Genomic DNA, 25,589 nt, shown 5'->3' on the forward strand with positions numbered 1-25,589 from the left:
ATGGTATATTCCAGTACTTACATAACCATTATACCAAGGCGTGCAAGTGCAATGAGACCTGCATTTTTGTACCTTTCTTTGCACCAGCTTCAGGAGGATGAATATGCATCCCTTCCTTCTTTGAAATACATGTTGGTTCGCAAATATACATCCCCTAGGCCTTAAAGCCTGTATAAGATTCGTAGAATTAGCCGTTTAGCATAAGCGAAATGTGCCGAAAGTTCAGCACACATCCGCAGATTGTGAATATTACTTGTTAACCATTGAATGTTTATCCTTTTCTTGCTATGCTGAGAAAAATTGACACATAAGGTGGCATAGGCAATTGAGAGTACACGTCATGGATGTTAAGCCGGGTGATTTTCTCGTCACAGACACCTTCAACGCCCGCGGGCTGCATGTATTGTCCAAGGGAACACAGTTGCGCATGGATGAAATATCCAAGCTCTTGCAACACGGTATTGATTACGTTGATATCGAATCATTGACAGAAACACTCTCCCCTCCCGATAAACCGTCCATCATTCAGACCGTTACCGCAAGCTTTGATAACATGATTGACGGTTTCGAGACCCTCTATTTGGAAGCGATAACTAAAGGCAGTTTCAATCCATCCCTGGTAGACGATGTTTTGCAGCCATCCTTGCAAACCTTGGACAAGCATAAAGACGTAGTAACCCTTCTTCTGCTGCTTGACCGGGAAGATGAATATACTTATAATCATTCCCTTCAGGTAGGTATGCTTTCCTATTATATTGCAACTTGGCTCGGTTATTCCAAGCAGGAATGCTACGAGATCAGCCGGGCAGGTTATCTGATCGACATCGGCAAATGCCGGATCTCTCCCGATTTACTGAACAAGCCGGGCAAGCTGACTTACGAAGAATTCGAGGAAATGAAGCGTCATACTACATACGGTTACGAAATTATCAGCAATTCCATGGACGACCCTACCGCTGCATTGGTTGCTCTCCAGCACCATGAACGGGAAGACGGCTCCGGCTATCCCGCTAATTTAACCAAATCCGAGATTCATCCCTATGCACAAATTGCCGCTGTGGCCGATGTGTATAGTGCCATGACTTCCCCAAGAGTATATCAGTCCAAGCAAGAGTTAATCTCTGTCCTGCACGAATTACATAATCTTAGCTTCGGCAAGCTGAACGGCAAAACCGTTCATGCCTTTATCCAGCATTTGATGCCAAATTTCATCGGCAAACGTGTCCTCCTCAACACCGGCGACATGGGCGTCATCGTCATGAACAACCCCGTAGATGTATTTCGTCCACTGGTGCAGATCGATCATAAATTCCTTGATCTGTCCCGCGAGCGTAGTGTGTCTATTGTGGAGATCTACACATAGGGCGGGGGCAACCCTCCCAAACCCTCCCTTCCTAAGGGAGGGCCCCAAGGGCGCCGCCCTCTGGACACCCGAAGGAACTGCGTGGTTGGCGGAATGGCGTGGCGTCGGTGGATGGATGATTTTGAGGGTGGGTGTGCTCGCCCTTGAGCAGTTCCTGTCTTGCTCCGCAAGATGCAGGACTGCTCAAAGCTTTACTGCGCTGGCCGCGCCCCGGGTAATGAAAACCCGGGGCGCGGCTTTTTGGGGTGGCCTCCGCGGTTCCCTCGCGGGGGCGGGGCTCGCCTTGAGTTCCCCCTACTTTGCTACGCAAAGGACCGGGGGCTACCTCAAGGCTTTTTGGGGTGGGGCCTCCGCTCTTCTCTCGCGGAGGCGGGCTTCGCCTTGAGTTCCCCCTTCTTTGCTGCGCAAAGGACCGGGGGCATCTCAAGGCTATTCGGGGTGGGGCCTCCGCTCTTCTCTCGCGGAGGCGGGCTTCGCCTTGAGTTCCCCCTTCTTTGCTACGCAAAGGACCGGGGGCATCTCAAGGCTTTTTGGGGTGGGCCTCCGCTCTTCTCTCGCGGAGGCGGGCTTCGCCTTGAGTTCCCCCTTCTTTGCTGCGCAAAGGACCGGGGGCATCTCAAGGCTATTCGGGTGGAGCCTCCGCGCTTCCCTCGCGGAGGCATTGCCGTTGCGGAGGCCGGCCAAGTTTATGGCCGGGTGCAATCGGTTAGACTGATCAGTAGAGTAGAACGTTGATCAGTCTAACCCGAAAGGATGAAACCTATGCTGCCGATTCATGGCCGTCTTGCCGAGCTATATACGCTGAGCCGCCAGCGGAAGCTGACAGAATCTGAAGAGCTGGAGCAGCAGCACTGCTTACAGGCGAATGCAGCCTACTGCTGGGAAATGGCCCGGCTGAATAATGAAGCCATGCTGGCGGCACGAACGCAAGATATCAACTGGCAGCAGAACATCGGCGCACAGATGGTTGAGCTGCGCACCTCTGGCCGGATCTCTAAACGCCGTAAGTAAGACAGTATCGTAGAGAAAGTAGCACAGTTGATCTACTATATAAATGGAACTGAAGCTTGAACGAAAAGGAAACTATATCAGCCGAACAAAAAATGAACAAACAACAAAGAGGAGCGAAGAGGGAAGTTTGGAATTGTAGACGCAAAGCATCACCTGAAAGCTTTTCATAGGAAAACTAGCACCGGATCATAGACTGTCGATAGATTCCAACCACTAGAATCGGTATACTCCCCTTCACCAGTCGTCTTAACAGTGATAAAAGGGGGCACCTCACCAACTAACGGCATTTTTGTATCTTATTTTTCGAAAAAGCAGGCCAGATGGGGTATTTTAGAATATTTAAGGTGCAATATTGCACTTAATCTCCACTAATCCCTAGCTGCAGTGGATTTAACGTACGAAAATGCCGTTAATTACACTTCGAGACTCCATATGTAAGCTCTCTTTTTACTTGGCTTGGTTTGTTACTTTAATGCATTCTTATGGAGAAAAAATCCGAATAGTATATACGATAGATTGCATGTAGAGGCGATAGTAGCTACCTGAAAAGGATCAGTGGATAGCAACTTAGGTCTTGAAGTTGATCACATGCAGGACTAGAGCGGAGGGCCTACGGGATTCTGCAGAAACGATAGTGGTCGCCTTTAAGACCCGGTTCCCCCCTCTAATTCCTTCTGCAATAAAGAAATCGGGCTTTAACAGTGATCGGAAGAACCCCCGACCCGCAGCGGCTTCACTCGCATCAAGCACTACTCCTTCTTTGATCCTGAAAACGAACAGCAAGATACTTCCAGCCTGTTCCAAATTACCAACGTTCTAACCAAAAAGCCCCCAGCCCCACGGTAGAGTGGAGTTGAAGGCTCTTTTGATGTCATCTTTTGAGGTCTTCTTTTTTATAAATCAGTTTATCAACTTGCCGTTAAAAGAGTTCTTCAGTTGTTTGCCACCTGGACCTAGACTTCGGTCTACAGGAACCGGAACTGTGCTTCGATCAATCCGTTGTAGACACCGTCCCGAGCAGTCAGTTCGCGGTGGTTGCCTTCTTCCTTGATCTCCCCGTGATCCAGTACCACGATCTTGTCGGCGTGGCGGATGGTGGACAATCGGTGGGCGACGATGAAGGAAGTCCGGCCTTGAAGCAAGGTTTTGAGAGCTTCCTGAATCTTGAGCTCGGTCTCGGTATCGATACTCGCCGTGGCTTCATCCAGGATCAAAATTCTTGGATTCGCCAGCAGCGCTCTAGCAAAGGACAATAGCTGACGCTGACCCATGGACAGTGCGTTGCCTCGTTCTTCGACCTCTGTGTCGTATCCACCGGGCAATTTGGTGATAAAATCATGAGCATCCACCGCTTTGGCGGCCTCCTCAACCTCCTGATCCGTGGCATCCAATCGTCCGAAACGGATATTGTCACGGATAGTTCCCGAGAAGATGAAGGTATCCTGAAGCACAACTCCGATCTGTCCGCGTAGACTCTCCAGGGTGACATCTCGGATATCTTGCCCGTCGATTGTGATTCTACCGGTGGTGATATCGTAAAAGCGGCTGATCAGGTTGATAATGGTACTCTTACCGGAACCAGTATGGCCCACTAGCGCAATGGACTGACCGGCTTTGACATCGAGATCAATACCTTTAAGAGCCGCCCGTCCCTTCTCATATTCAAAGATGACCTTTTCAAACTTGATATCGCCTCGAATGGTTGGGAGTGTCTTCGCACCCGGCTTATCGGATACGTTAGGCTTCTCGTCCAGATATTCAAAGATCCGTTCAGAGGAGGCCATAGCCACCAGAAGCTGGTTGTACATTTGACCCAGACGGTTGATCGGGTCCCAGAAATTGCTGACATAGGTACTGAAAGCAACCAGTAAACCTACGGTCAGCTCACCGGACTGGATGAGATAAGCACCGAGCCAGAATAGAATCAGGGTTCCGAAGCCGCCGGTGATCTCAATAATCGGACCGAACGCCTGGTTCATCGCCGAAGCTTTATCCCATGATTTCTTGCTATCTTTATTCATAGCATCAAAGTAATTCATATTCTCCAGCTCTTGGGTATACGCCTGGGTCACTCTGATCCCCTGAATGGATTCATTCAAGTGGGAGTTGATCCGTGAGTTCTTCATCCGTACATCCTGCCAGGCAATCCGGATCTTCTGCCGCAGCTTGGTGGAGACAAAGAACATGATCGGTACGGTAACCATTACCGCAAGACCAAGCTTCCAGTTGATGAGAAGCAAGATGACCATTATCCCGAGGAGCTGCACACAGTCGATCATCAGGTTGACGACCCCGTTGGTGAACAGATCCTGCAAGGAATTAATGTCATTCGTAACCCGTACCAGCACCGAACCTGCCGGTCGCTTGTCGAAGAAGTTAAAGGACAGCTTCTGAATATGTCGGAACAGGTCTGAGCGCAGATCATAAATCACTCTTTGCCCAATGATGTTAGTAAATTTGATCCGGTATATTCCGGCAATCCATTGAATCAGATACAGGACCACCACGCTCGCCGTAAGGGTATAAAGAAGCGTTAAGCTTGGACTTCCTGTCTTAGGTGCGATCGCCTTGTCTATCGCCATACTGGTCAGGAACGGCACCGTAAGCTTGGTGATCGTCCCCAGCACCATCATGACCAGTACAAGCGGCAGCATTTGCTTGGCATAAGGCTTCATGTAGCTAAACAGTCGCGTGAACTGCTTCCAGTCAAATGCCTTATCAATGACATCATCGTCCTTGTAGACGAACCGTTCGTCCAGCGTTTGCTCGGGCGCCGTTTTTTTCTTCGGAGTGGCTCCTGTACCCGAGTTGACTTGAGGTTCCATAACTTTACGCCTCCTTTCCTTCGGTTACTTTAGCAAGGTAATCTGCATATTGAATCCGGTACACATCCTGGTAAGGTCCAGGCACCTCGATTAACTCTTTATGGGTTCCCCGCTGCTGCACATGTCCTTCATTCATCACGATGATCTGGTCCGCATGGCGCAGAGAGGAAATCCGGTGGGCAATAATCAGCGTTGTCCGTCCACGCATAACCTCCTGGAAGCCGGTCTGAATCTCATGCTCGGTCTCCATATCGACGGCGCTTGTCGCATCATCAAGAATGAGGATACGCGGATTCTTAAGCAGTGCTCGCGCAATAGCGATCCGCTGCTTCTGCCCGCCGGAGAGGCCCATTCCCCGCTCCCCGACCACAGTATCATAGCCTTCGGGCATTTCCATGATAAAATCATGTGCTTTAGCCAGTTGTGCCGCACGGACGATCTCTTCCATGCTCACATTTTTTAGACCATAGGCAATGTTGTTGCGGATTGAAGAGGAGAACAAGAACGTCTCCTGGAACACAGTCGCAATCTGTGACCGCAGGCTACGCACACTGTATTCCCGGACATCCACCCCATCCAACGTAATATTGCCTTGATCCACATCATAAGCGCGCATCATCAGTTGGATAATTGTAGATTTCCCGGAGCCAGTGCCCCCAAGGAAGCCGATAACAGACCCTGCTTTGGCTTCAAAATCAATATCCGTAACCGCTGGCATTTTATTGCCGTATGCAAAGGTGACATGATTAAACGCTACATCACCTCTGACCTCATTATGAACCAGCTCCCGGGCGGTTTCGCTGTCTTTAACATCAATCTTCTGGTTCAGCACTTCAAGCACGCGCTCCCCTGAAGCCTTGGACTGCGTATAGTTGTTGATATGGAAGCCTAGACCCCATACCGGACCAATGATATACCAGATCAAGCTGAAGAATGCAACCAGCTCGCCCAGTGACATTTTCTCATGAATGACCAGTGTGCCGCCTACTCCGAGCAGGATCGCCACGCTAATCGATGCCAGCAGCTCCATCGCCGGGAAGTATTTGCTCCACAGCACTGCGGCAAAAATCTGGTTGTCCTTGTACCGTTCATTCCGGTGCGAGAACTTTTCGACCTCATGGTTCTCTCTGGCAAAAGATTTAACTGTCCGCACACCTGTGACGTTCTCTTGAACCGCTGTGGTCAAAGAACTTAGCGCCAGGCGCATCTCCTGAAAGGCAGGGTGTATCTTGGACTCAAATTTAAGTGCGACGATAGCCAGGAACGGCATGGTGATCAAGGTGATCAGCGTCAGCTGCCAATTGATCGAGAACATCATTATGGAACCGAATAATACCATGAAAAATACGTTAAGCAACTGGGCAAATCCGAAGCCAATGAACATCCGGATCGCTTCCAGGTCCCCGGTCAGCCGGGACATCAGGTCGCCTGTCTTCGCCGTGTCATAATAACGGAATGACAGGAATTGCAGTTTTTCATAACAGGCATTGCGTAGACGATACGCCAGGAAATTTCCGAGACGCCCACCAAAGAATCCGTGTGCAAATTGCAGGCATGCTTTTACAATCACAACAACCAGCACGGTGAGAGCCAACACAGGCACCTCGGTGAATTTCATTGGAACAATAACATCGTCAATCAACCTTCTTAACAAATTCGGGGTTATAAGCCCCACTGCAGTTGCGGCAGCCAAGCATACAATCGAAAGAATCAATAAGTGCAGTTTCTCCCGATAAAAGCCCCGCAGTTGCCTGAGAACATCCATGTCTCTCCTCCTTACGCTTTACGCAGCGTCGCTGGCTTTCATTATTAAGCCGGCTTCACAAGTATTTTTTAGCGCTTCCATTTTAGTGACTTTATGCAGTTTATCATCCATGTTTTAATGCGGCAAAGGGGAGAATCGACCGTATAACCCGTTATTTGCAATGAAAATGACATTTTCATAAAGGAAAAGGTCGCCTATGTCTTTAAATGCTTCCATTTCCTCCTGAATACTGTTGAATTAAGAATAAGCGAAATTCTTGGGGCAGGGGAACCCTCCCAAACCCTCCCTTCAGGGAGGGCCCCAAGGGCTGCCAGCCCTCTGGACACCCGGAAGTGTAAACCCGCAAACAGTGCGGCAATCGCGAACAGAAGCAGGCGGTAGCGGTAGGCCCGGCCCTCTGGGCCTTGTCATACGGTGCGGACGGATGAGTTACGGGGATGCGGGATGCGGCGGCTCTCCCTTCGGGAATCGCCTTACTTCGGCGCACGGGGATACGTTTAGAACCAGGTGAGCTACTGGCGGTGGGGCTGCGGCAGCTCTCCCTTTGGGAATCACTGGCGTCAGCGGTGACCGGACTTTTGTGCGGGGGAATGAGTTACGGCGATGCGAGCTGCGGCGGCTCTCCCTTCGGGAATTGCCTTACTTCGGCGCATGGGGCTACGTTTAGACACGGGTGAGCTATCAGTGGCGGGGCTACTTCGCTCTCCCTTCGGGAATCGCTGGCGTCAGCGGTGACCGGACTTTTTGTGCGGACGGATGAGTTACGGGGATGCAGACTGCGGCGGCTCTCCCTTCGGGAATCGCCTTACTTCGGCGCATGGGGCTACTACGTTTGTAGAACCAAGTGTGAGCTTTCGGCGGCGGGGCTATGTCGCTCTCCCTTTGGGATTCGCTGGCGTCAGCGGTGACCGAACTTTTTGCGCGGGCGGACGAGTTACGGGGATACGGGCGCGGCGGCTCTCCCTTCGGGAATTGCCTTACTTCGGCGTATGGAGCTACGTTTAGACACGGGTGAGCTACCTGCGGTGGGGCTACTTCGCTCTCCCTTCGGGATTCGCCTTATTCAACGAGTCTGTGAAGCCTCGCCATTAATATCATAGAATCCAATTCTCGCAGAGCGCTTCTGCCCGGATATGATCATTTGTCCCTTCCCGTCGATCATACCAAAGGTGGTACTCGCCTTGGGATAGTCATATTCGAAAAAAGCGATTTTACCGCTTATAGACGGCATTTTTCCATCCTGTAGTCTTACAGAATAAGGTAGAAATCCTAGCTCAGATGTGCTTGTCTGGTCTTCCAGATCAAGGGTGGCTGTCCACTTCAGCACACTCCGGTTATCAGTGATTTCATAGTAGCGGATGTAATCGGCCGTCCGGATGAAGAATTTACCGGCTTCTCCTTCAGGAAAATAATAATGATCCGTCAGGTCATCCGAATACTGGCTGCTCGCGGCCAGAGACTTGAGGGCTTCTATCCGTGGAAACTCGATGGCGGCGGCACGGGCTTCGGCCAGCTTGGAGCCCGACAGCTTCGTACTCAGGGCATCCGATGCCTTAGCCACATAAACCGTACGTTTTTCAGGTACCCACTGAACATAAGCGCCTGCGGCTTCAGAGATAAAACGCAGCGGAACCATCACCCGCCCCTGCTCCAAAGACACGGCTACAGGTAATATGAGTTTCTTACTGCCTACCACCACTGATTCTTGCCCCGGTACCAAAGTGATTTTCTGTGTCTTGTTTGTAATCATTATGGTCTTTGTGCTATTGTTCCAGGCAATGCTGACATTCGGGAGCTTCTGCACAACACCAAGTGGAACAATAACTGTATTATTCTTGATATAACTCTGAACATCAGTGTCGGCTGTTTCATTGTTAACAATCACAGAAATGGCCGATTCAGCAAACGTTTTGTGCTGATAGGAAAAAGACAAAATAGCAGCTAATACGGCTGCATATCCGCAAATGAGTAAAAGTTTTTTTAACATGAGGCCTCCTTGGTTGAACACTTTAATTAAACAGTACACGCTGTCTGCCCTAATGAAACAGCTAATATTTGGCATGATGAGAACAAACAAAAAAACGTGTCCGCACAGCCTGGATGTTTGTACCTCCAAGTTGCTGCGGACACGTTTTATATGTTAAATCCTAAAGACAGCTCTTGATTAACCGATGCTGCCTTCCATTTCGAATTTGATGAGTCTATTCATCTCTACCGCATATTCCATCGGCAGTTCTTTGGTGAATGGCTCAATGAAGCCCATGATAATCATCTGGGTCGCTTCTTCTTCAGACAGACCGCGGCTCATGAGGTAGAACAATTGCTCCTCGGATACTTTGGATACCGTCGCTTCATGCTCCAGAATGATGTTATCATTCTTGATCTCATTGTAAGGAATCGTATCCGAAGTGGATTCGTTATCCAGAATGAGCGTATCGCACTTGATGTTGGCTTTTGCGCCTTCTGCTTGACGGCCGAAGGAAGCCAGACCGCGGTAGGTTACCTTACCGCCGTGCTTACTGATCGACTTGGACACGATGGTGGACGTAGTGTCCGGTGCCAAGTGAATCATTTTCGCACCAGCATCCTGATGCTGATCTTTACCTGCTACTGCGATCGAAAGGACAGAACCCTTCGCTCCACGGCCTTTAAGCACAACAGCTGGATATTTCATAGTCAGCTTGGAGCCAATGTTACCATCTACCCATTCCATAGTCGCATTTTCTTCTGCAACCGCACGTTTGGTAACGAGGTTGTAGATGTTCGGCGCCCAGTTCTGGATCGTAGTGTAACGAACACGTGCGTTCTTCATACACAGGATTTCAACAACCGCGCTGTGCAGGGAATTCGTGCTGTAGATCGGTGCTGTACAGCCTTCTACGTAATGCACGAAGCTATCCTCGTCTGCAAGAATCAGCGTACGCTCGAATTGTCCCATGTTCTCGGAGTTGATACGGAAGTAAGCCTGCAATGGCACTTCACATTTCACGCCCTTAGGAACATAGATAAAGCTTCCCCCGGACCATACGGCACTGTTCAGTGCAGCAAACTTGTTATCGGCTGGTGGGATGATAGTTCCGAAGAACTTCTTGAACAGCTCTGGATGTTCACGCAGTGCAGTGTCGGTATCGGTAAAGATAACACCTTGATCTTCAAGATCCTTCTGCATGCTGTGATAAACAACCTCGGACTCATACTGAGCCGAGACACCAGCGAGGAACTTCTGTTCCGCTTCTGGAATACCGAGCTTGTCGAAGGTTTCCTTAATTTCAGAAGGAACCTCCTCCCAAGTCTTACCTTGCTTCTCGGAAGGTCTTACATAGTACTGGATATCGTCAAAATCAAGATCATCCAGGTTGCCGCCCCACTTAGGCATTGGCATTTTGTAGAATTGCTCCAGTGCTTTCAGGCGGAACTCGAGCATCCATTCCGGTTCGTTTTTGATTGCTGAAATTTCCCGTACGATTTCCGGGGTCAGTCCTTTACCAGACTGGAAAATGGACTTGTGCTCATCCCGGAAACCATACTGGTATTCCTCCAAATCAGGCGCTTTCTTAGCCATGGTGTCAGCCTCCTCGTTTGTTGTTATTAATGTTGCTCTTCTTCGTCTATGCCTTTACGAAGCGCGTTCCAGGCCAATGTGGCACATTTGATCCGCGCCGGAAATTTATTCACGCCCGAGAGGGCCTCAATGTCTTCATAGTCTTCGAACTCCACCGGATCACCCTTCATCAGCCCGGAGAAACGGTCAGCCATGTCCAGCGCAACCGCTACGGTTTTACCTTTGACAGCTTCGGTCATCATGGATGCCGACGACATGCTGATCGAGCAGCCTTCACCAGTATAACGTGCATCCTTGACAACGCCGTCCTCCACCTTGAGCTGAAGCGTAATGCGGTCGCCGCAAGTCGGGTTGTTCAGTTCAATCTTCAAGGCATCGTCCTCGAATGAGCCGCGATTACGTGGGTTCTTGTAGTGATCCATAATTACGCGTCTGTACAAATCATCCAAGTTCATAGCTGAAATACTCCTTTGCCTTGATTAACGCATCCACCAGCCGGTCTACATCCTCTTCGGTGTTGTAGAGATAGAAGCTGGCCCGTGCCGTTGAACTGACCTGCAGCCAGCGCATGAGCGGCTGACAGCAATGATGGCCTGCACGAACGGCAACGCCTTCTGCGTCGAGTACAGTTGCTACATCATGGGGATGCACATCCCCGAGATTGAAGGTTACAACGCCTACCTCGCGATTGCGGGGGCCATAAATCGTCAGATCGTCGATTTGGGACAACCGCTGCTCGGCATAAGCGGCAAGCTTCATCTCGTGACGGTGAATCTCATCCATTCCGATTTCCTGCAGGAAATCAATCGCAGCTCCCAGTCCGACAGCACCAGCGATGATTGGTGTGCCACCTTCGAATTTCCACGGAAGCTCTTTCCAGGTGGATTCATAAAGGCCCACATCATCAATCATTTCACCGCCGAATTCCACAGGCTCCATGGCTTCCAGCAGCGCTCTCTTTCCGTAGAGGGCACCGATGCCGGTAGGTGCGCACATTTTATGCCCGGACAGTGCGTAGAAATCACAATCCAGGTCCTGCACATCCACCTTAAGATGCGGGGTGCTCTGTGCACCGTCCACCACAATCACTGCACCATGACGGTGAGCGATAGCAGCAAGCTCCTTGATCGGATGGGTAACTCCCATAACATTGGACACATACGCGATCGCTACGATCTTGGTCCGGTCCGTGATGGTCTTCTCCGCATCCTCCAAGGTTATGTTACCATCCTGCTGCAGCGGGATATACTTCAGCGTTGCTCCCGTTTTCTTAGCAAGCTGCTGCCAAGGGATCAGGTTGCTGTGATGCTCCATCTGGGTGAGCACAATCTCATCGCCTTCGCCTACATTGGCAGGACCATAAGAGGAAGCAACCAGATTCAGAGCAGTTGTAGTACCACGTGTGAAAATGATTTCCTTCGTGCTGCGCGCATTGATGAACTTCGCAAGCTTCTCGCGCGCGCCTTCATAGGCATCCGTCGCCCGGCTGCCGAGAGTGTGCACGCCGCGGTGCACATTGGCATTGTCCCATTCATAATAATGCTTGATCGCATCAATCACCTGACGCGGCTTCTGCGAAGTTGCCGCGCTATCCAGATACACGAGCGAATGCCCGTTAATATTCTGGTTCAGGATAGGGAACTGTTCGCGGATGGTGCTATTCATTGTCCTAACTTCCTTTCCACTAGGGATTGGAGCTGGGTCCGCAGTCCCTCCAGTGGAATTTGAGACACGACAGGTGCCAGGAAGCCGTAGATGATCAACGCTTCCGCGTCACGTCTGGAGATTCCGCGGGACATCAGGTAGTAGACCTGCTCCGGATTGACCTGTCCTACGGAAGCGGCATGGCCTGCTGTAACATCATCTTCATCTATCAATAGAATCGGGTTGGCGTCGCCACGCGCTTTTGGACTCAGCATCAGAACCTTTTCAGTCTGCTGACCGTCTGCACGGGTTGCGCCCTTCTCGATCTTGGTAATTCCGTTAATGATCGAAGAGGCTTCCTCACGCATTACTGCACGGGTGATCATGTCACTTGGTGTGTTTTTACCGAAATGCTGTGCTTGTGTAGTGTAGTTCAGCTTCTGCGAACCGGAACCTACAGCAATAACTTTGGCATCAGAGCTTGAGCCATTACCCTTCAGGATCGACTTAGTGTCGCTTGCGGTATGGCCATAGTTCATCTCGCCGACGATCCATTCGATCGTTCCGTCATTATCCACGACAGCACGGCGATAGGTAATATCAGCAGTATCTGCACCCAGTTGGTGAACGGTAGCATAACGCACATGCGCACCCGCCCCAACGAATACTTCCACGGCACCGTTATGCAGACCAGCTTCTGCCTTGTCGGATACGTAGTTGTCTACATAGGTTACGGAGCTGTTAGTGTCCGCAACGACCAGGATATGCGGAACGAAAGCTGCTTCAGCGTCATCTGTAAGCAATACTGCCTGCAATGGCGTTTCAATAACGACATTCTTCGGTACATAGAGGAACACGCCTCCGTTCCAAAGTGCAGCATGCAATGCAGCAATTGAATGCTCTTCAGGCTTCACGGCTTGATGCAGGTACCGCTGAACCAAATCACCATGCTCTTTAGCTGCAGTCTGCAGGTCTGTGAAGATCACACCTTGTGCTGCGAGCTCTGGCGAGAGGTGAGTATATACTGTACCAGAGTTGCGCTGAATAATGAGGTTGCCCTGCTCCTGATCCTTCACCAGTTCTGCAATAGAAGCTGGGACTGCACTCAGGTCAGTCAGCGCTTGGCTTGATTTATAAGTTCCGTAATTGTCCACATTCCATGGATCAATCTTGGTTTTTTCAAGTTTAGGCAGTTCTAGTTCGGCTGCCAGTTCCAGTGCCTTCAAACGGCTTGCTTGAAGCCAGTTTGGTTCGCCATTGCCTTGCGATAGCTCGCTCAGAGCTTTGGCGTCCACCGGAAGAATGGTTTGCGTCGTCATAAGTGGTCTCCTCCTTCCTGGCGTCTCTTAAGCTTCTTGTCCTACAGTCTCGTCTTCAATGCCCAGCTCTTCCTTGATCCATTCATAACCCTCAGCTTCAAGGCGCTGTGCCAGCTCAGGTCCACCGGATTTCACGATACGGCCTTGCATCATTACGTGTACGAAATCTGGTTTGATGTAGTTAAGCAAACGTTGGTAGTGAGTAATAACCAGGAAGCCGCGCTCTTCGCTACGCATGGAGTTAACGCCTTCTGCTACGATTTTAAGAGCATCGATGTCAAGACCGGAGTCAATCTCATCCAACACGATGATCTTAGGGTCCAGCATCATCATTTGCAGGATTTCGTTGCGCTTCTTCTCCCCGCCGGAGAAACCTTCGTTAAGGTAACGGTGCAGGAATTCAGGGTTCATGTCCAGTTCCTTCATCTTCGCTTCCATTTGACGGATAAAGCGGATCAATGAAATTTCGTTGCCTTCCTCACGACGTGCGTTGATTGCACTGCGCAGGAAGTCGGAGTTAGTTACTCCGGAGATTTCACTCGGATATTGCATTGCCAGGAACAAACCGGCACGTGCGCGTTCGTCTACAGCCATCTCCAGAAGGTCTTCACCTTCAAGCGTTGCTGTTCCTTCAGTTACTTCATATTTAGGATGGCCCATCAAAGCGGAAGCCAGTGTACTCTTACCTGTACCATTCGGACCCATGATCGCGTGAATTTCTCCACCCTTCATGGAAAGGTTAATTCCTTTCAAAATCTCTTTTCCTTCAATTGTCGCTTTCAATCCCTCGATGACAAATTCTGCTGCCATAACTGTAATTCCCTCCATTTTTCGTGATTTGCGAAATCAGAAAGCTGCATGTGTATTTAGCAGGGTGTTCCCTGATTACCAGCACAATTAGATTGTATATCACATTAAAATTATTATAAATTGAAAAAGCATGATTATCAATGATTCTCATTAATTTTATTATAAATAAGGTTCTTTTACAAACGCTTATCTACATTTTCAAGTTATAAAAGTCTCTCCCTTCAAGCGTGATATGTATGAATTATATCTTTTGTGACAGAAGTCTACAAATTTTTAATACAATATAGAGAATTCAACCATTGCAAAAAAGAAAAGCCCCCAGCAGGAGGCTCGATTAGTCTCGAATTTTGATCATTCACGCTAAGAACGGCTTGTCCGCCGCCCTTGCTAATTATCCTAAAAAGGACCGAAGCATCCATTGCTGCTTCTCCAGATCGCTGCGGATTTTGATGAACAGGTCAGCTGTCGGCTGATCGTTTCCTTGTTCCGCCAGTTCAATGCCTTCCGTCAGCTCTTCCGCTACAGTCGCAAAGTCTTCAATCAGGGATTGAAGCATTGCCCGTGTATCCTCCTTGCCTGTCGCTTCCTGGATGGTAGCCAGTTCGAGATATTCCTTCAACGTAGCTGCAGGGCGTCCCTTGATGCTCAGCAGACGCTCCGCTACCTCATCCATTTTAAGCGTGATATCGTCATATAATTCTTCAAATTTAACATGCAGGGAAAAGAACTGTTCTCCTTTAACATACCAGTGATAGTTATGAAGTTTTACGTACAACACGTTCAGGTTGGCTACCTCACGGTTCAGAGTTTGCTCCAGCGAGGCAGTATCGACTTTGTTGGTTGCTTTAGCCATGTCTCTATCCCTTCCTTATCCGTTGATTAACCGGTGCAGGTTCCTGTCCGGCTTAGTGTTGTCTATTCTCCATTTACCCTTCCGTATGTAGGATGAACCAAGAAGCCTCCCCTTATGCCCCCTTTATCGCATTCAAAAAGGGCCCGCAGGCCCTCCGGACTCCCTATCCCTGGTAAAAGACACCTGGCATCTCAAAGCATGCGGAGCAAAGCCTCCGATCCAGGCATGCCCGGATGAATCCCCAGATTCTCTGCTTCTATAGTTACTGACTCCAGCGGTGCTTCGAGAAGTTGCGCCAACGTCCGCACGCCTACAGCACGTGCAGCAATAATTCCGCGGTCGCTCAGCTTCTCATTCAGCAGGCCAACATCCAGGGCACCGCACATAATGTAACCCCGGCTTGTGCTGATGGTGAGCAATGTTGTTTTGGGAAGTTTGACTTCCACTCCGACCAGTACATGGTCCCCTACCGTAATGGGCTCCAAAGTAACCACAGACAACACCTCCTTGTTTTGACGATCCACGATGTATTTGTATTCACACCCAGCTCTCCGCGTGTGGACGAAACGCCTATATTTTCCATATTAGCGAAGGGGGACTAAAGTCCGCAACCCCCTATAGCAAGGTATATGCTTTCGTCCTGTTTAGTGGTATAGTTTATTATGCTTTATTATTATTTGAAGGATCGTTTTCAAACGATTGAGCTGGGGGAAATATGGACAAAAAACTACAAAACACAGACGGCAATTATCTTTTCAACGTCGACATCCTGATCAATGCCCGTACTAACCCGCTTGCCTTGCAATATTTGCTTGAGATGTTGAACAACAATGACAAGATTACCGATTTCAACATTAATTCGGGCCTTGAATTGGGGCGTACAATAGACAGTCTTCTCCGTTCGGCTAAAATGGCTCTGCAACAAGAGACTCCCCCACCCACACCCATAAAATTGCCAGCGAAGCAGGCGAAGAAGCAATCAGCGCAGCAAGCGGCGCCACAAGCTAAGAATGCCCCTGACAACGGGCCTTCCGATGTTCATGGAAAGATCCGTCAGTATATTCAGAATAATCAGTTGGTACGCCTAAGAGCGAACCGTCGCGGACAGCAGGTATCCATTCCCTGCCGCATTTTGAATTTTGATGAGACAGACAACTCGATCAGCGTCTATCATGTCGATGAGAAGCAAGTTTACACCTTCAGTTTGTACGAGATCGACGAGTTTTCTTAAAGAACGGCATAACAGGCCACAACAAAGAAGCACCCGCCTTATCATCAAGGCCGGGTGCTTCTTTGTTGTTGGATCCAAAACATTCTTGTAAATAAGTTCGTAGAGTTTGTGACTAGCGTTGTGGCTTGCGTGCGAAAGCTTCCAGTGCCAGACATAGCCAGCCCGCAATGAAGCTCACACCGCCGAGCGGCGTGATGGCGCCGAGCACCTTGACTCCGGTAATACTCAGAACGTACAGGCTTCCAGAGAACAATACAATGCCAATCAACAGCAGCCAGCCCGCCCAGCGAAGTCGTGTGCTCTCTCCCCACTGTCCCGCGACCAGAGCAATCAGAACTAAGCCAAGCGCATGGAACATATGGTACTGCACGCCAGTCTCATAGACCGTCATGTAATGCTCGCTGATAACCGGCTTCAGTATATGGGCACCAAAGGCGCCAATAGCTACCGCCAGCATCGCCAGCAAGGCACCCCAAGCCATAAATGTGCGTTGCATCATAGACAACTCCTTAGAATATGCTTTCCCTATCTTAACGTATCACGACAGATCATTTCCAGCCGGAATCCATGAACTTTTTGCGTCCGGGGACTTGCTTTTAGCCCCACCTTATGAAAAAGTTAGGAGTACACATTTATTCTTAGCTTCAAAAAGGAGTGTAACCTGTGGAGTATAATGCTCAATCGAAGCCGGAGTCGCCGGACACAGAATTGGAAGAAGTGTTTTCCAACCAACAATCGCATGAAATTCAGGAACCTTACCACTACCAAGAGATGAAACAGAATTTCAAGCATTCTGGGCCTGGCATCGCTTCATTCGTCATCAGTATGGTCACCGTGCTCGGCTACGTCATTGCTTTTGTGATCGTAGGCGCGATGGCATCCACCGTATTCGATCAATCTGGGAATCTATTGGCTGATGCGTCTCAACTCATTATCACTGTTGGTTTTTCCGTACTGATTCTATCAGCCCTGAATGTGATCGGCGTAATTGTCGGCATCATCGGTCTCGTCCTGCGCAATCGTCGGAAGGTGCTTGGTATTATTGGCACCATTATCAATGGGGTCATCGTACTTCTTTTTATGCTGCTGATATCTACAGTCTTCGTCAATGCCGGCGGACTTTAATCCCGGTGATTCGCAGTAGACACAAACGGGTGTGCCCTCCTTGTCAGGAATGGCACACCCGTTATCCTTCATAATATAATTGCCGCGTCAGCCTCCCGTATCTGCCAAAGAAAGCTTCAACAGGATATGCTGCTTCAAGCTCTCATCGCCTTCTACGGTTTTGTCCACATATTCAAAGACCACAGAATCGCCCTCATTCAGACTCGCCGGTACATTCTCCGTGCCGAGTCCCAATTCGAATGATGTGGCCCCTTCCTTCGTCTCAATTTCCACAGAATGGTTGTCAATCTGACCGTTATAAATTCCAGTTCCCTTGATCGCACCAGCTTCCTCACTTGGCGAAGTTGTAGGCTCAGTGCTTTCAACCGGAATCACTGTTGGCACTGGCGTTGCACTGCTTTCGGCGGACTGGGCCGAGTTATTTCCGCTACAAGCGGTCAAAGCCACTAACAATACAGCTGCTGCTGCGGTGGCAGGGAATATACGTTTCTGTCTCATCTTGGCTGCCTCCTTGGAGTTCAGATCCTATTGTTTATAAAAATATTAAACCTACCCTATTATAAACGTATAACCGGGAGTTTTGGTTGCAAAAATATCCCGCAGACAGGTGCACCTCTGCAGTCTGACCATGGCTCAGGTCGCGCTATACGCCACCTGACCGTTCACGACGGTCATTTGGACCTTCACCTGCAACAGCTCCTGCGGATCGGCATAGATATCACGGTCAATAACCGTGAAATCAGCCCGGCGCCCGGCGGCGATGGCGCCACGCTCATGTTCTTCCCCGGCTGCTACAGCACTGCCGGACGTGAACAGTCCCACCGCTTCCTCTGTGCTGAGCTTCTCCCCAGGCAGATAGCCGTCATGGGTCTCCTCCGGCTTGCGACGGGTAACAGCGGCGTGCAGACCGAGGAATGGATTGATCGGCTCAATCGGTGCGTCGCTACCACCGGCGCATGGGATGCCCTCGGACAGAAGCTTGTTCCAGGCATACAGATAGTCCCTTCGCTCTGTCCCTACGCGGTCCAATACCCAAGGAAAATCACTGGCAACAAATCGGGGCTGGATATCCGCAATCAGCCGCAGCTGCTTCATGCGCTGGACCAGCCCGGCATTCAGCACTTGAGCATGGATGAACCGGTCCGGCAGCGCCGCGGACATTGGTAGCGGCGCATGCTCCATAGCCGTAAGCGTCATATGCGCAGCAGCATCCCCGATCGCATGGACCGCAATCGGAAAGCCCAGCCTGCGGGCAGCAACGGTGATCTCATGGATCTGCTCCTGCGTATAGATGGCGATGCCTGACGTATGCGGAGCATCGCTGTATGGCTGTTCCAATAGCGCCGTCCGCCCACCGATGGCTCCATCGGTAAACAGCTTGACTGCGCCAAGCCGAAGCCACTCATCGCCTTGACCGGCGCGAAGACCTAGCGCCTCTACCTCCGGCAGATAGGTGTTGTACAGCAACTGATGAGTGCGGAAGAACAGCCCCTCCTCATTAAGCTCCCGGTGAATCCGCAGCATGGTGTCCACACTGTCCAATAACCGTAGATCCTCGGTATGGACTGCCGTTAGCCCATGCGCCAAGGCATCCAGATAGCCGCGGCGCATCGCCTCTTTCTTGGCCGCGTAGTCCGGTGCGGGCTGCACGGCCATGAACGGTGCGGAAGCATCCTCGTACACCCAGCCGTTCAGACGGCCGTCCTCACCGCGCCCGTACGCGCCTGATGCGAAGTCAGGGGTTCCTTCCGTAATCCCGGCCCGGCGAAAGGCCTCGCTGTTCCCCAAATAAGCGTGGAAGCAGGTCCGGGTCAGGAAGACTGGATGACGGTCCGTGATCTCGTCCAGCTCTCCGATATGGGGAGCGACCGCCGGGCTGAACTCATTCTCGTTCCAGCCCAGGCCAAGAATCCACTGTCCGGCAGGCGTCACTTCTGCGCGCTCCCTGATCATGCGCAGCATCTCTCCCTTGGAGGACACACCGGTAAAATCAAGCATGTCCAGCTTCATCCCATGCATCCCCAGATGCAGATGGGAATCGACCAGACCGGGCAGCACATGAGCGCCCTCCCAGTCCACAGTGGAGTAAGACCGGCCTGTAAGCTGCAGGGCCAGCTCCTTGCCCTTCCCAACGGCGGTGATTACGCCGTTCTCAGCTACGATTGCATCTGCCACTCCGAGGTTGGACGGCAGCTTTCCATTTTTATATAGAATCGTTGTCATTAAGCTCTGCTCCTTTACGGGTCACTTCACCTTTTACTTTCTGAGATTATCACATATCCCTCGTCGCCATGAATATACTTTATTTACAAGCCGGCAAGGTCCGGCTTCACAGCGCAACTTATATCCATGGGGAGGTGGTCATCCTGTCGCAATCATCCGGTCCCTTTACCTTTGTCGTATCCAAAGAAGACTGGTCCCTGCACCGCAAAGGCCATCAGGATCAGGAACGCCATCAGCAGAAGGTCAGGGAAGCCATCAAGGATAATCTGCCCGACCTTGTTACCGAAGAGAATATTATATTGTCCGACGGCAAGCAAATCGTCAAGGTTCCAATCCGCAGTCTGGATGAGTATCGCATTATCTATAACTTCCGCAAGCAGAAGCATGTCGGGCAGGGTGACGGTGACAGCCAGGTTGGCGATGTGCTGGGGCGCGATTCTTCCTCTGCTCAGCCAGGCAAAGGCGAACGGGCAGGCGATCAACCAGGCCAGGATACCATCGAGGCCGAGGTTGACCTGGAGGATCTGGAGGATATTTTGTTCCAGGACATGGAGCTGCCGCACCTGAAGCCGAAGGACAAAGAAGAGATTGAAGTAAAGTCCATCGTCTTCAACGATATCCGCAAAAAGGGCATGATGTCCAATATCGATAAAAAGCGCACCCTGCTGGAGAATCTCCGGCGCAATGCCAGCAGAGGCACACCCGGCATCCACAGCATCAGCCCCGATGATCTCCGCTACAAGACTTGGGACGATATCACGGTTCCTCACTCCAATGCCGTTATTATCGCCATGATGGACACATCAGGAAGCATGGGTTCCTTCGAAAAATACTGTGCCCGCAGCTTCTTCTTCTGGATGACCCGCTTCCTGCGCCGCCAGTATGAGAAGGTCGAGATTGTTTTTCTGGCCCATCATACGGAAGCCAAGGAAGTTAGCGAGCATGATTTCTTCACTAGAGGTGAGAGCGGGGGAACTATCTGCTCCTCCGCCTACCAAAAGGCGCTAGACATTATCGATCAAAGGTATCCACCATCCAAGTACAACATCTATCCCTTCCACTTCTCAGACGGCGACAATCTCACCTCCGACAACGAGCGCTGCGTCAAGCTAATCGGCGAGCTGCTAAAGCGCAGCAACCTCTTCGGCTACGGCGAAGTGAACCAGTATAACCGCAGCAGCACACTGATGTCAGCCTATCGCCACCTGAAGCATGAGCAGTTCATGCATTATGTGATCAAGGATAAGAAAGAAGTCTACCAGGCGCTGAAAGCTTTTTTCGGCAAAAGAGAATCCGTGAACCGCTGACCGCGTTCCGATTGCCATTCACATTGAAAAAGGGCTGTCTCAAAATAGGCATATTCTTTGCTGAGAAGCCATCTGCTTAAAAAATAATGTAAAAAATAAAAAATGGCGGTGCTCAGGTGGATTCCTGAACCCGCCATTTTCTTTTTGTGGTAGACGATCCCCTTCTTGAGCAAGGGATGGGCAAGTGGGTGGGCATGCGATAGACATGCGATAGACATGCGATAGACATGCGATAGACATGCGGTAGCCGTACGAAAGTTATGCGACAGTCAAGCAACAGTCAAGCAACAGTCAAGCGACAGGAATGCGACAGGCATGCGATAGACTTGCGACAGCTAAGCGATAGACTTGCGACAGACTTGCGACAGACACTCGCTCTTCAGGCGCGCAGAGCCGCTTAAGTAACAGCGGATGTCATGCAGCGCTTAATCAACTGGAAATACTCCCGTTATTTATTCAAAAACGGCGTGTCTCCAAAAAATAACTGGAAAAACTCCTGTTAATCTCTAGCATACCCCTCGATTTTCATATAAAGAGGGAAATTAACTGGAGAATTTCCCGTTAATTCGAGTAAAACCCTTGAAAGGGGAGAATTAACGGTACATTTTCCTGCTATGAACGAATTAGTCAATTCCCCTGTTTTTCCTTTTAAACCAAAGGGTCTTCAATCCCTTGGGCACAGAGACAAAATGCGAGTCGTCGGCTGGCAATCTGCTATCCGTGGGTTGGTTACCACATATTATGCCTGCGTCGAAGGAGCTTTCGTAAACTGTTTTCGCACGTCAGATCATGGATCCTGTGCACAGGAAAATCACGGATTCTCCTCGAACCTTTCTCTTTGTCTCCATGCCCCAAGGATTCAATTCTCTCGGGATATTCACATTTTCCTATTCGGATTACGCCATTTTTTGTTCTGCGTCTACCGCAATCGACCAGATAAACCCAACTAACTCACGACCTATAGCAGCTATAGTTAAATTTCGATGTTTCCCACGTCTGACTAACTTTAGATACTTGCTGTGTAACCGTTCTTGGGCTTTCCATGACGTTTCATGGACATGAGCACTCTGTCCCTCCAGGCGCACGGCTAAATCTCCTTTTACAGCAGGACGGTGACGGTAACTCCATGCAGACTCTACCAAGGCGCGCCGTACCATGGAATTCCCGACTTTTGTAAGGCTCCCTCTTTGGGTGCTTGCTCCCGATGAATACTCCCGTGGTACAAGTCCCAGGTAACTCATGAGCTGGGCCGGTGAACGAAAACGCTCAAAATTCCCGATCTCGACAACTAAAGTCATCGCCGTTAGCAAGGCGATTCCCCGCAGACCTTGCAACGCTTGAATGACTGGCGCGTACGGACAAATCTGTGCTTCTTCTCGCATGGCGGCTTCAAGTCGCTTGATTCGCTCCTCCACTTCCCGGAGCTGCTGCAGAGATTCGGTGAAAACCCGTTCTTGAGCTACAGTATTAAACTTCAAGATGGACAGCCATTCCCGGTACCTTTTGGTCCAGCGTTTTTTCATGCCCTCTGGCGTGTGAATTTGGTGGCGCAACAGAAAATGAATCAGTCGTTGCCGAGCCCGATGTAGGTCTTGCCTAGCATCTTCACGGGCACGAATGAGATCTCGTAAGGCTTCGAGCTCTGCAGTCGGCACATAGATCGTGGTCAATTCTCCTGCTCGGTGAAGCTGAGCTAGTTTTTCTGCATCTCGGCGATCGGTTTTTATGGCATCGCCGGGGCGCTGTGGAATACGCGAGGGTGCGATCACCCCGCAGGAAATTCCCATCTTCGTCAGCCAACGATATAGGTCGTACCCGGTAGGCCCGGCTTCATAGCAGACCTCAAGCGTAATCCCTGCACCTTTGAGTTTCCGAATCAATCGAGCTACGGCATCGGGGGTGTGGGGAATGGCTCCATAATATCGAGCGGGTTCTCGACCTTCGTCTGCAATAGCCACTGCAATTTTATCTTTAGATACATCCAAACCTACGTATTTTATGGTATTCTTCATAATAACAGCTCCTTTCGCATGTAGCTCTGAAATGGTTGTCCTTTCAACTTCCATTTTAACCTACGGTGTGCGAACAGGGGCTGCCTTTCGTTCATCATAACTGTTATTCCGAAGCTCCGCTCAGAGTCCAGCTTCAAAGGTACGGTGTGAAAACTTACACCGGACTCTGACCAGCCGCCATGCACCCCATGCACAGTCATTCACCCATGTACTGCCATGCCCCGATGCACCGCCATGTACCGCCAGCACCATCATACACTCTCATGACCGCCTGCTCTACGACATGCGCACAACTGTACAAGCTCCCATTTCATTCACAACTCTTGAGCTTCCTACACCCTAAGAGAATCACTGAAACGAAACCAGCGATTTCTTCAGTTCCTCAGCTAATGCCTCCAGCTTGCCGGACAACACCACAAGTTCTTCGCTGACCACGGACTGCTCGCTAGACATGGACGCAACCTCTTGCGTGGAGGCATTGCTCTGCTGCACCACGGCGCTAACGCTCGCCATAGCGTCGCCAAGCTGCCGCTGAAAGGCAATCAGTTCGTTAACCGCAGCTGTAGAATTCGCAATATGCTCGAGAAACTGTTCCATTTCTGTCTGTACCTGACTGAAGATCACAGAAGATTCTCGTACCGAATCAATCTGCTTCCCGAATAGCGGCGCGGCTTCATTGACCACACTCACCGTATTCTCAATATTCTGCCCGATTTCCTCCGTAATCTGCGATACAGACTGAATGGACTGATTCGACTGGTTAGCCAACTGACGGATCTCATCAGCAATCACGAGAAAACCTCTTCCCGCCTCTCCGGCTCTTACCGCTTCTATAGAAGCATTGAGCGCCAGGATATTCGTCTGCTTGTTGACAGCAATCATTGGACTAAGGATGCTACGGATCAAATGTGTGCTTTCTCGCAGCTTGGCCGAATTACCCTGTATGAGATTCATCAGGTTCACCACCGACTCACTCTGCTCTACCAGCAGCCTCATGGTCTTCGAGCCTTCGCCGCTGACGGCAACGATTTTGCCGGCTGAGCTGTCCATGGTAGTGTTCAGCTCCGTCACTTCCTGCATTTTCTCCCCCATAATCTCCACATTACGGTGGCCACGTTCGGCCTCTGCGGCCAGACTCGCTGCCCCACCGGCGATTTCACTCGTGGCAGCGGCCACCTCTCTCGCATGTAGTGAGGTAGTGCCCGACACCTTTACCAGTTGCGCAGAGGTTGAAAGCACCCCGTCTGCCGACAGTCGACTTTGGGTAGCCAACCATGAAATCTGCTCCATCATCCGGTTGAAGCTGTGGCCGAGCCGGCCGATCTCATCCTGGCTTTTAAAGTTCGTACGAACCTGAAGGTTACCCTTCTCGCCCTCCTCCATCAAACCAGCCAGCTTCCCGAGCGGCTTGCCAACCAGGCGCAGCAATAGATACCCGATCAGCAAGGCAACAACCGCTGCTGCCAGCACGACGGATAACGTTATGTACAATAGTTTGTTGGCTGAGCTTGTAAAATCACTGACCGGCGCATAGCCGATCATCGTCCAGCCACCGATACCCAGCGGCTGATAGACTACCAATTGAGACCGCCCCTGTTCATTCGGTGCAGTGAAAGAATGGTTGGGCTGCATCCCTGCTGCAGCATCCGAATTGTCTTGGCTTTTCACTATGGCCGGAGCCTTAATGAAGGATTCCTGCTCCAGCAGCCTGGAGTCAGCCGCATACACAATCACGCCTTCAGGTGTGACAATGCGGATCTCACCGCCATTACCAATCTGAAGGTTGTCCAGCAGACCGGTAATGGCGCTTCCTTTTACCTCAATCAGCATGTAATATTCTGCCTCGGGATGCTGCATATTTCTCAGCAGTCGACCCATTGTCAGAGAAGGCTCGCTGTACACGTCGAAGAAGCCCTTCTCCCTTACAGGGAACCAGACCGGATTGCCCTTGGCGTCTTCGATCTGTTTCACTCGAGCGATTACCCCCTCATCACTCCGAACAGCACCAGTTCCCGTAGACTTGTAAGAATCGACATCGACCAGGCTTTTTGAGAGTAGCCGGATCCCGGACAGCCGTTTGTCCGAATCCCGGACAGAATCCAGCTTGCGGCGGATACGATCCTCCGCAGCGGCCTTGGACACCGTTCCTACTTGTTTATTATTAGCGCTCTCCAAATCGGCTTTTAATGCCGGGTCTACAGCGAACTGCCGTGAGAGCGCCTCATATTCAGCCAGCAGAAATTCCAACTTGTCCGCAGCCTGCACAATAGACTGGCTCGAAGCCGCCGCCACCTCATCCGTGATGATGCCCTTGGCCGTATAATAGGATGTCAAACCAAGCACAGTGGACAGCAGGACTATGGAACAGAACACAATGAGAAACAGCTTCATGCCAACTGACTTGAACCGTGTAATCCATGACCGTCTCATAACTCTTTCTCTCCCCATGATTGTAGAAATGTCAAAAAGGGATACAGCCCTCCACATCTTGCGTACAGGCTGTACCCCTTTCCCTTGAAGCTTATGTGTTGGCTTGCCA

The 25,589-nt window shown here is 50.5% G+C and carries 22 protein-coding genes; 7 read left to right on the forward strand and 15 right to left on the reverse strand.

The annotated features are described in order from the left end of the window. Positions 1-325: 325 nt before the first annotated feature. The gene (locus tag ACFORK_RS20845; protein WP_379202573.1) at positions 326-1,363 is read left to right on the forward strand and encodes an HD-GYP domain-containing protein; all 1,038 of its coding nucleotides are present in this window, start codon (positions 326-328) and stop codon (positions 1,361-1,363) included. Between the two features lie 753 nt (positions 1,364-2,116). Continuing rightward, on the forward strand, positions 2,117-2,374 hold the full coding sequence (locus ACFORK_RS20850; protein ID WP_379202575.1) for a DUF7667 family protein: 258 nt from the start codon (positions 2,117-2,119) through the stop codon (positions 2,372-2,374). Positions 2,375-3,339: 965 nt separating this feature from the next. Here the strand turns inward: ACFORK_RS20850 and ACFORK_RS20855 are convergent. Continuing rightward, positions 3,340-5,199, reverse strand: coding sequence for an ABC transporter ATP-binding protein (locus ACFORK_RS20855; RefSeq protein ID WP_379202577.1), 1,860 nt, complete (start codon positions 5,197-5,199; stop codon positions 3,340-3,342). Between the two features lie 4 nt (positions 5,200-5,203). Continuing rightward, positions 5,204-6,964: an ABC transporter ATP-binding protein gene (locus tag ACFORK_RS20860; RefSeq protein ID WP_379202579.1), complete on the reverse strand. Its 1,761-nt coding sequence runs from the start codon at positions 6,962-6,964 to the stop codon at positions 5,204-5,206. A gap of 437 nt (positions 6,965-7,401) precedes the next feature. On the opposite strand from ACFORK_RS20860, the gene ACFORK_RS20865 reads away from it, so the two are divergent. Continuing rightward, the gene (locus ACFORK_RS20865) at positions 7,402-7,641 is read left to right on the forward strand and encodes a hypothetical protein (RefSeq protein ID WP_379202581.1); all 240 of its coding nucleotides are present in this window, start codon (positions 7,402-7,404) and stop codon (positions 7,639-7,641) included. Positions 7,642-7,720: 79 nt separating this feature from the next. Then, on the forward strand, positions 7,721-7,969 hold the full coding sequence (locus ACFORK_RS20870; protein WP_379202583.1) for a hypothetical protein: 249 nt from the start codon (positions 7,721-7,723) through the stop codon (positions 7,967-7,969). 58 nt (positions 7,970-8,027) lie between these two features. On the opposite strand, the gene ACFORK_RS20875 is transcribed toward ACFORK_RS20870, so the two are convergent. The 8 genes from ACFORK_RS20875 to ACFORK_RS20910 all read right to left on the reverse strand — a co-directional run bounded on the left by ACFORK_RS20875 (position 8,028) and on the right by ACFORK_RS20910 (position 15,646). Further along, on the reverse strand, positions 8,028-8,951 hold the full coding sequence (locus ACFORK_RS20875; protein ID WP_379202585.1) for a copper amine oxidase N-terminal domain-containing protein: 924 nt from the start codon (positions 8,949-8,951) through the stop codon (positions 8,028-8,030). Between the two features lie 177 nt (positions 8,952-9,128). Further along, positions 9,129-10,526, reverse strand: a complete 1,398-nt coding sequence (gene sufB, locus ACFORK_RS20880) for a Fe-S cluster assembly protein SufB (RefSeq protein ID WP_379202587.1) — start codon at positions 10,524-10,526, stop codon at positions 9,129-9,131. A gap of 26 nt (positions 10,527-10,552) precedes the next feature. Then, entirely contained in the window at positions 10,553-10,981 is a 429-nt protein-coding gene (gene sufU, locus ACFORK_RS20885; RefSeq protein WP_379202589.1) for a Fe-S cluster assembly sulfur transfer protein SufU, read from the reverse strand. Further along, complete coding sequence (locus tag ACFORK_RS20890) at positions 10,968-12,191, reverse strand: cysteine desulfurase (protein ID WP_379202591.1); 1,224 nt, start codon at positions 12,189-12,191, stop codon at positions 10,968-10,970. Before ACFORK_RS20890 ends, sufU begins: the two co-directional genes overlap by 14 nt. After that, the gene (sufD, locus tag ACFORK_RS20895; RefSeq protein WP_379202593.1) at positions 12,188-13,489 is read right to left on the reverse strand and encodes a Fe-S cluster assembly protein SufD; all 1,302 of its coding nucleotides are present in this window, start codon (positions 13,487-13,489) and stop codon (positions 12,188-12,190) included. The genes ACFORK_RS20890 and sufD overlap by 4 nt, the downstream gene beginning before the upstream one ends. 27 nt (positions 13,490-13,516) lie before the next feature. Further along, positions 13,517-14,299 carry a Fe-S cluster assembly ATPase SufC gene (sufC, locus tag ACFORK_RS20900; RefSeq protein ID WP_066374065.1) on the reverse strand — a complete coding sequence of 261 codons (783 nt, stop codon included), beginning with the start codon at positions 14,297-14,299 and terminating at the stop codon, positions 13,517-13,519. 391 nt (positions 14,300-14,690) lie between these two features. Beyond that, positions 14,691-15,152, reverse strand: a complete 462-nt coding sequence (locus ACFORK_RS20905) for a Dps family protein (RefSeq protein WP_379202596.1) — start codon at positions 15,150-15,152, stop codon at positions 14,691-14,693. A 191-nt stretch (positions 15,153-15,343) separates the two neighbouring features. Beyond that, the gene (locus ACFORK_RS20910; RefSeq protein ID WP_379202598.1) at positions 15,344-15,646 is read right to left on the reverse strand and encodes a YunC family protein; all 303 of its coding nucleotides are present in this window, start codon (positions 15,644-15,646) and stop codon (positions 15,344-15,346) included. A 221-nt stretch (positions 15,647-15,867) separates the two neighbouring features. Between ACFORK_RS20910 and ACFORK_RS20915 the strand changes: the two genes are divergently transcribed. Further along, positions 15,868-16,383 carry a hypothetical protein gene (locus tag ACFORK_RS20915; protein ID WP_379202600.1) on the forward strand — a complete coding sequence of 172 codons (516 nt, stop codon included), beginning with the start codon at positions 15,868-15,870 and terminating at the stop codon, positions 16,381-16,383. 112 nt (positions 16,384-16,495) lie between these two features. On the opposite strand, the gene ACFORK_RS20920 is transcribed toward ACFORK_RS20915, so the two are convergent. After that, a complete protein-coding gene (locus ACFORK_RS20920) occupies positions 16,496-16,879 on the reverse strand; it encodes a DUF423 domain-containing protein (protein WP_379202815.1) in 384 nt (127 codons plus the stop codon). 167 nt (positions 16,880-17,046) lie between these two features. Between ACFORK_RS20920 and ACFORK_RS20925 the strand changes: the two genes are divergently transcribed. Then, entirely contained in the window at positions 17,047-17,508 is a 462-nt protein-coding gene (locus ACFORK_RS20925) for a hypothetical protein (protein WP_379202602.1), read from the forward strand. Between the two features lie 87 nt (positions 17,509-17,595). On the opposite strand, the gene ACFORK_RS20930 is transcribed toward ACFORK_RS20925, so the two are convergent. Next, on the reverse strand, positions 17,596-18,006 hold the full coding sequence (locus tag ACFORK_RS20930) for a hypothetical protein (protein WP_379202604.1): 411 nt from the start codon (positions 18,004-18,006) through the stop codon (positions 17,596-17,598). 135 nt (positions 18,007-18,141) lie between these two features. Then, positions 18,142-19,731, reverse strand: coding sequence for an amidohydrolase (locus ACFORK_RS20935; RefSeq protein ID WP_379202606.1), 1,590 nt, complete (start codon positions 19,729-19,731; stop codon positions 18,142-18,144). 68 nt (positions 19,732-19,799) lie between these two features. Here ACFORK_RS20935 and yhbH point away from each other — a divergent pair, with 68 nt between their 5' ends. Next, positions 19,800-21,038, forward strand: a complete 1,239-nt coding sequence (gene yhbH / locus ACFORK_RS20940) for a sporulation protein YhbH (protein ID WP_379202608.1) — start codon at positions 19,800-19,802, stop codon at positions 21,036-21,038. Between the two features lie 896 nt (positions 21,039-21,934). On the opposite strand, the gene ACFORK_RS20945 is transcribed toward yhbH, so the two are convergent. Both ACFORK_RS20945 and ACFORK_RS20950 read right to left on the reverse strand, forming a co-directional pair. After that, positions 21,935-23,104, reverse strand: coding sequence for an IS110 family RNA-guided transposase (locus ACFORK_RS20945; protein ID WP_379202610.1), 1,170 nt, complete (start codon positions 23,102-23,104; stop codon positions 21,935-21,937). 294 nt (positions 23,105-23,398) lie between these two features. Then, positions 23,399-25,480 carry a methyl-accepting chemotaxis protein gene (locus ACFORK_RS20950; protein WP_379202612.1) on the reverse strand — a complete coding sequence of 694 codons (2,082 nt, stop codon included), beginning with the start codon at positions 25,478-25,480 and terminating at the stop codon, positions 23,399-23,401. Positions 25,481-25,589: the final 109 nt, after the last annotated feature.

The sequence above is a fragment of the Paenibacillus sp. GCM10012306 genome (assembly GCF_042649265.1).
Classification (GTDB): domain Bacteria; phylum Bacillota; class Bacilli; order Paenibacillales; family Paenibacillaceae; genus Paenibacillus_AQ.